At 73.1% G+C, this 3,001-nt stretch carries 1 protein-coding gene and 2 pseudogenes; all 3 read left to right on the top strand.

Features of this window, described 5'->3' with window-relative positions:
- A pseudogene (locus ABZ823_RS30855) lies at positions 1-107 on the top strand (alpha,alpha-phosphotrehalase); the annotation flags it as partial.
- An 89-nt stretch (positions 108-196) separates the two neighbouring features.
- The gene (locus tag ABZ823_RS30850) at positions 197-1,597 is read left to right on the top strand and encodes a phosphotransferase (protein WP_361666214.1); all 1,401 of its coding nucleotides are present in this window, start codon (positions 197-199) and stop codon (positions 1,595-1,597) included.
- Positions 1,598-1,628: 31 nt separating this feature from the next.
- A pseudogene (locus ABZ823_RS30845) lies at positions 1,629-3,001 on the top strand (hypothetical protein); the annotation flags it as partial.

The raw sequence follows: 3,001 nt of genomic DNA, 5'->3' as shown, positions 1-3,001 counted from the left end.
AACTGATCGGTGGGGTCCGCTTCCCCGCCATCGGCGAACTGCCCTACCTCCTCACCCTCGCAGGCCACGGCTTCTACTGGTTCCGGCTCCGCAAGGACGCTGTCTAGAAGCCGGGGACGGGGCGGGTTTCCCCCGCCCCGTCCGGGGCACGCAGGCACTGACACCCCGACCATCCCCCGGGGAAAGGACGCACGCCATGTCGGAAGCCGTCGCCCGTCCCGCCACGACTCAGTCCGGTCTCCTCGCGTCCCTCGAACCACTGCTGCGGGAGTGGCTGCCGCGGCAGCGCTGGTTCGCTGGGAAGGGGCGACCGGTCACCGGGTTCTCGCTGGTGGCGGCCACCGACCTGCTGCCGCCGGGAGGCACGCTGAGCCTGCTCCACCTGCTGGTACGGGCCCACCAGCCGGATGCGCCGACGCAGGGCTCCGTGCCGCACCCCGGCGACTGCTACCAGCTGCTGATCGGCGTGCGTGAGGTGCTGCCGCCGCGGCTGGCGCCCGCGCTGATCGGGCATATGACGGACGGACCACTGGCCGGCCGGACCGTGTACGAGGCGCTGTACGACCCCCGGGCCGCCGCCGTGCTCCTGGAGGCGCTGCGCACCCAGGCCCGCGTCGGCAGACTCCGCTTCGAGGGCGACCCGCACCAGACGATAGGGGAGGAGCTCGTCGGGAGGAGGGTGACCGCGGAGCAGTCGAACTCCTCGGTCGTCTACGGAGATACGTTCATCTTGAAGCTCCTGCGGCGTGTCGTCCCCGGCACCAACCCCGATCTGGAACTCCCGCTGGTGCTCGCGCACGAGCGCTGCCCGAGGGTGCCCGCACCGGCCGGCTGGCTGCTCGCCGACCTCGACGACCTGGACGAGCCGTACGTCCTGGCCGTGCTCCAGCCGTTTCTGCGGGGCGCCTTCGACGGGTGGGAGCTGGCCCTGCAGGAGCTGGCCAAGGGGGAGGACTTCGCACCGGAGGCACGGGCGCTCGGCCGCGCCACCGCCGAGGTGCACTCGGCCCTGGCCCGCGCGCTGCCCCCGGTCACACTGGGCCACGCCCAGATACGGCTGCTGGTCGGCGGCATGGCCGAACGGCTGGAGGCGGCGGCGCAGGCGGTGCCGGCGCTGCGGCCGTACGCGCCCGGACTGCACCGCGCGTTCGAGGCGCTGGCCCACCTCGCCGCCGAGGGACAGACCTGGACCGCCCAGCGCATCCACGGTGATCTGCACCTGGGCCAGTGCCTGCGCTCGCCGTCCGGGGCCTGGTCGCTGATCGACTTCGAGGGCGAGCCGTCCAAGCCGCTCGCCGAGCGCCGCAGGCCACAGCCCGCGGTGCGGGACATAGCGGGGATGCTGCGCTCCTTCGACTACGCGGCACACTCGGCCGGCCCTCCGGCACCGCAGTGGGCCGCGGCGTGCCGGGCCGCGTACTGCTCGGGCTACGCCGAGGTCACCGGGCACGATCCGCGGACCGAACCGGTGCTGCTGCGCGCGTACGAGACGGACAAGGCCGTCTACGAGGTCCTGTACGAGGCCCGCCACCGCCCCGACTGGCTGCCCGTGCCGATGGCGGCGATACGCCGCCTGGCCGCCGACGCCACCCCCTGATCCACCACCCCTTGCCGAGGAGGCCCCGCCCGTGACGCCCCGCCCTCCGTCCGACGACAGCACGCAGAAGAACGGCGACGGTCCGCACAAGACCGGATCGAAGAAGGTGACCGCCGCCAAGAAGGCGACGCCGGCCGCCGAGAAGTCGGCGGCCGACACGAGGAAGACCGCGGCCGAGACGACGGCGGCCGTGGTGGCGAGGGCGGCGGCGGAGAGTACCGCGCCGGAGGTTCCGGGGCAGCGGTCCGCCGGGGCGAGGGCGGCGGCCGGGAAGAAGGCGGCCGCCAAGAAGACGACGACGGCCAGGACGGCCGTGAAGAAGGCCACGATGGGCAAGAAGACGGCGGCGGCCAAGAAGACGGCGGCGGCCAAGACGGCCACGAACAAGGCCCCCGCCCTCGCCAAGAAGGCTTCGGTGGCCGCCCAGAAGTCAGCTCCCACGAAAGCTGCCACCAAGAAGGCCGTCGCCAAGAAAGCCGTCGCCAAGAAGGCCGCCGCCCGGAAGACGGCCGCCGCCGGGAAGGTCCCCGCCCAGAAGCCCCCCGCCCGGAAGACGGTGATCGAGCAGGCGGCCGCCGAGGAACCGGTCACGTTCCAGGTGGCCGTCTCCCCCGCGGTCGGCGCCGCCGACCGGGCGCGCCTGCGTGACGGTACCCACCACGACCCGCACACGGTGCTCGGCGCCCATCAGGTGCCCGGTGGAGTCGCCTTCCGGGCCTTTCGTCCGTACGCGCTGTCGGTGACCGTCGTCACCGGGGATCTGCGGTCCGAACTGCACGACGACGGCGACGGCTTCTTCTCGGGCCTGCTGCCGCTCGGTGATGTGCCGGAGTACCGGCTCCTTGTGGTCTACGAGGGAGCGGTGCAGGAGACCGAGGACGCCTACCGCTTCCTGCCCACGCTCGGCGAACTGGACCTGCATCTGATCGGCGAGGGACGGCACGAGCAGCTGTGGCGGGTGCTCGGCGCCCATCCGATGACCCATCAGGGCGTGACCGGCACCCGCTTCGCGGTGTGGGCGCCGAACGCCCGCGGTGTGCGTGTGGCCGGCGGCTTCAACCACTGGGACGGCACGGGCCACGCGATGCGGTCCCTCGGCTCGTCGGGCGTGTGGGAACTGTTCGTGCCCCGGATCGGCGAGGGCGAGCTGTACAAGTTCGAGATCACCCGCCCCGACGGCTCCCGGACCCTGCGCGCCGACCCGCTGGCCCGCCGCACCGAGGCCCCGCCGCGCACGTCCTCCATCGTGCACGTCTCCCGCCACGAGTGGCAGGACGGGGAGTGGCTCGCGCGCCGCGCGGACACCGCCGTGCACGAGGCGCCGTTCTCGGTGTACGAGGTGCATCTGCCGTCCTGGCGACCGGGGCTGACGTACCGGCAGCTGGCGGACGAGCTGCCCGCGTA

The organism is Streptomyces sp. NPDC047079, assembly GCF_040643755.1.
In the GTDB taxonomy this organism is placed as follows: Bacteria; Actinomycetota; Actinomycetes; order Streptomycetales; family Streptomycetaceae; genus Streptomyces.
The sequence above is the reverse complement of the archived record's forward strand: the minus strand, read 5'-3'. Positions and strand labels throughout refer to the sequence as shown.

Bases quoted from the DNA above. Each gene is read 5' to 3' on its own strand.
- ABZ823_RS30850 (WP_361666214.1), top strand. From the start codon at position 197: ATGTCGGAAGCCGTCGCCCGTCCCGCCACGACTCAGTCCGGTCTCCTC.